3 protein-coding genes are annotated in these 3,173 nt (G+C 30.8%); all 3 read right to left on the bottom strand.

Features of this window, described 5'->3' with window-relative positions:
- On the bottom strand, positions 1 to 514 hold a 514-nt coding region (locus ACFVSH_RS24610), incomplete at its 3' end, for a DUF4011 domain-containing protein (protein ID WP_387708365.1).
- Positions 515 to 816: 302 nt separating this feature from the next.
- Positions 817 to 1,575 carry a hypothetical protein gene (locus ACFVSH_RS24605; protein ID WP_387708363.1) on the bottom strand — a complete coding sequence of 253 codons (759 nt, stop codon included), beginning with the start codon at positions 1,573 to 1,575 and terminating at the stop codon, positions 817 to 819.
- Between the two features lie 29 nt (positions 1,576 to 1,604).
- Positions 1,605 to 2,585: a hypothetical protein gene (locus ACFVSH_RS24600; protein WP_387708361.1), complete on the bottom strand. Its 981-nt coding sequence runs from the start codon at positions 2,583 to 2,585 to the stop codon at positions 1,605 to 1,607.
- Positions 2,586 to 3,173: the final 588 nt, after the last annotated feature.

Below are 3,173 nucleotides of genomic sequence, written 5' to 3'. Positions count from 1 at the left end.
GGTTAAGAACAATTTCATCCTCCACCATTTTTATTTGGAAGGGTTGATTTGCACTAGAACGATTTAACTCAACAGGAACAAGTAACAAAGGAGACATAAATTCTTTGTCACTCCCCTGTTCTTTCCATTTTAGCACCCCAAACACCAGATAAAGAGTTTGGATTCCTTGTTCATTTAAACGGGTACGAGCTTCTAATCGGAGCTTTGCAACTAATTTTGTAAACCTTTCTTTTTCTTCTCCGGCTTTCTTACGTTTCATCTGTTCTTCTTCATTAGAATCTATAATCTTTTGAATTTGCTCGGAAAAAGGAGTTTTCAACTCTTCCATATTCAAGTTTTTGGAGTTTTTCACTAAAAGATCAAACAATTCTTGAGGTTTTTCCAAGACCTGCAAAGAATTGGTCTTCTTGGGACGGAAATTCAAGAGCACATTTCGGTTAGTTAGATCAATTAGATCCCTTTTCCATTTCTCTATCTTTGCTTGTAATAATTCATTATTCGTGGAGACTTCCACCATTATCCCACCTACCTAAATTCATAACTTACTTTAAAGCAATGGTTGACTTACATGTAATACCTACATATATCATTAATAAGTATGTTTAATAAATAAGTCTATGAACAATATTCACCATTTATTATTCTATCATTTAGAAGAATATATATAGAAGGTAAGAAAATATATGCAGATCCTGTACTAAATCCATCAACTTCCGCTTTAATTTTTTCTTTTTCCTTTGGGACCGATACTTTAATATTGTACAAAAGCTCGAATAATTCCAAGCTCTTTTAGGATTTATGATATATCTTAAATTTTCATTCAAAATCATAGTACTTCTTAGCCTTTTCAATAACCATTTTTTTATATTCTTTTGGACAATCATTATCGATGTTCTTAGTAAGTTCTGCAGTAAACTCTTCTTTTGTAAGATTAGCTTTATCAATTAAGATGCTTGTCAAAGTATCAATTCTTGCATCATTAAAGAATATATCAACTTTTTCATTATTTTTATTACTTAAACCTTTATCCTCAGAATAAATAAAGTTAAGTTGAAAGATATTAATGCAGGTTACCAATAATGATACTGCAAAGAATACAGTAAAAAACAAACAATAAGATAAGACAAAAGATAATCCAACAAAAAGATAAATATTAAAAGGCAAAGGTATACTAACAAAAAAGTAAGCTGTGATCAAAGCTACAATTAATATACCGATAAATCTCCCGATATAAACAAAACTATATAAAATAGAAAGAAGTGAATTATATTTATCCGCTTCAATCATTTTCTGAGTAATTTTATTTCCTATAGTTCCCGTTATTATAGCTAGACCTGATACAATAAAACCTAACATGCCAAGTAATCCGAATGTTGAATTTAATAATATATTTCTTGTAACATCAATTAATTTAATTATATCTTTTGAATTAGATTGAATAGCAATAGCAAACAATAAACTGGATAATAGAATTGAACATATTAGTGAAAAGTATGATTCAAACTTTTTTATATCAATAAAGTAATTGGGTGGATTTACTTTTTCTTTTAAAGATTTATATGTAAGAAGTTTCACAAAATGCTCACCAACTTTCTAAGCCTTTATCAATTACTTTTTTGTGGTGGTTCATTTGATTTATCATTATTATCCTTCTTGATTTTATCAACAGTTTGCTTACCTAAGATTGCAGTTATCCCTTTAAGAGACATTTCGACGAAAGTATCTCTGTTATTCTTTTGTTTTTCAGTAATTCGGGTTTGAATAGGAGAATCAGCATCAGAATCGTAATGAATTTCTACTCCTTCACTATTTTCGCCTTCTACTTTTAGTTTTCCATACCCCTTACTAATGAACGCTTCACTTATATTTATTACATTGGAAACCTCTTTTGAGTTTATATCTATTCCCTTTTTATTCCTTCTATGCGATTCAAAAATACCCGTTTGTCGAGTTATATTACCTTCAGCCATCTCTTCTGATTTTCTATCATATAAATCTTCCAGAGCCTCTTCATTTGCATTTGGCGGAATAATTGTAGAGGTGATTTTATGAACCTTACGGAACATTTTAATTCTTTCCCTTACAGAAAATTTGTCCTTTGCTAAAAAGACTTCGAATCCAATATCCGGAATATGCTGGTCTAATAATCCCTGGAACCCCTCAATAAATTGATTATAACCCAGTTTATTCCGTTCGAAGAAAACAACTATTTCGGATTGTAAATCAAATAAAAAGTATGTACTAACAGAATTATTATTATATATCACTGTTTCAGACTCCCTTGTTTCCTCGTCAAACTCTTCTCCTTTAAACGGGAATCTGCGTACTAATTTCCCAGTAATATAAAATTTATTAATATCTTTAACTTTATCTAATTTGGAAAAATTATACTTTTCTGTTTTGGTTATGCTTTGTTCTTCCCCAGAATCATCAATGAACTGTTTTGTTTCTTCAATAGAATACTCTACTTCATCGTTTAACTGATCATAGATACGATCCATTATTTCCTCAATACTTCCCTGTTTTTGATGTATCTCATGAATATTAGAATTAACATTTACTTTAGCATAATACAAAAAGGCCATATTTTATTCCCCCAGTTTTACTCTAATTCTTTAAATTGTTTTCCAAAAAATACTATGCTGCTTTATTATATAAGGTTTTCGTCGTGAATTGTCTATCTATTCTTTTAATTTTATTGTCCATTCCTTATTTTTCTTGTGAAGCGGTTAATGCAGAAGGGAAATAAGGCTATTCACGAGGGGACAACCACGTGACTATTATTGTTACTATTAATTCAGCTCTTATTTATTGTACAGAAAAAGCGCCCACTTTTTCGCAACTTACGAATGCCCTTCCAAAAGAATGAAAAAAAGCCTTCCTCGTTAGGAAAGCTCTGTATTAGTTCATACGAAGGAAGAAGGTTACGTTTTTAAAGAACCTAAAACGAGAAACTCGATTCGAACTATAACTTTATCCCAAGGTGTAGTAGATCAACTTAAACGTTATAAAAGCATGAAAATTAGACAAAAACTTCGGGCAGGTGATAGTTGGGAAGGCAGTGACCGATTCTTACTTTTCAGTTCTGAATTGGGAAAACAAATGGACCCGAAAAGCATTACTAGGTGGTGGAAAAAGAGAATAAACAAATATGGCTTGCCAGATATAACTTC

Source organism: Peribacillus sp. NPDC058002 (assembly GCF_042886655.1).
Taxonomy (GTDB): domain Bacteria; phylum Bacillota; class Bacilli; order Bacillales; family DSM-1321; genus Peribacillus; species Peribacillus aracenensis.
The sequence above is the reverse complement of the archived record's forward strand: the minus strand, read 5'-3'. Positions and strand labels throughout refer to the sequence as shown.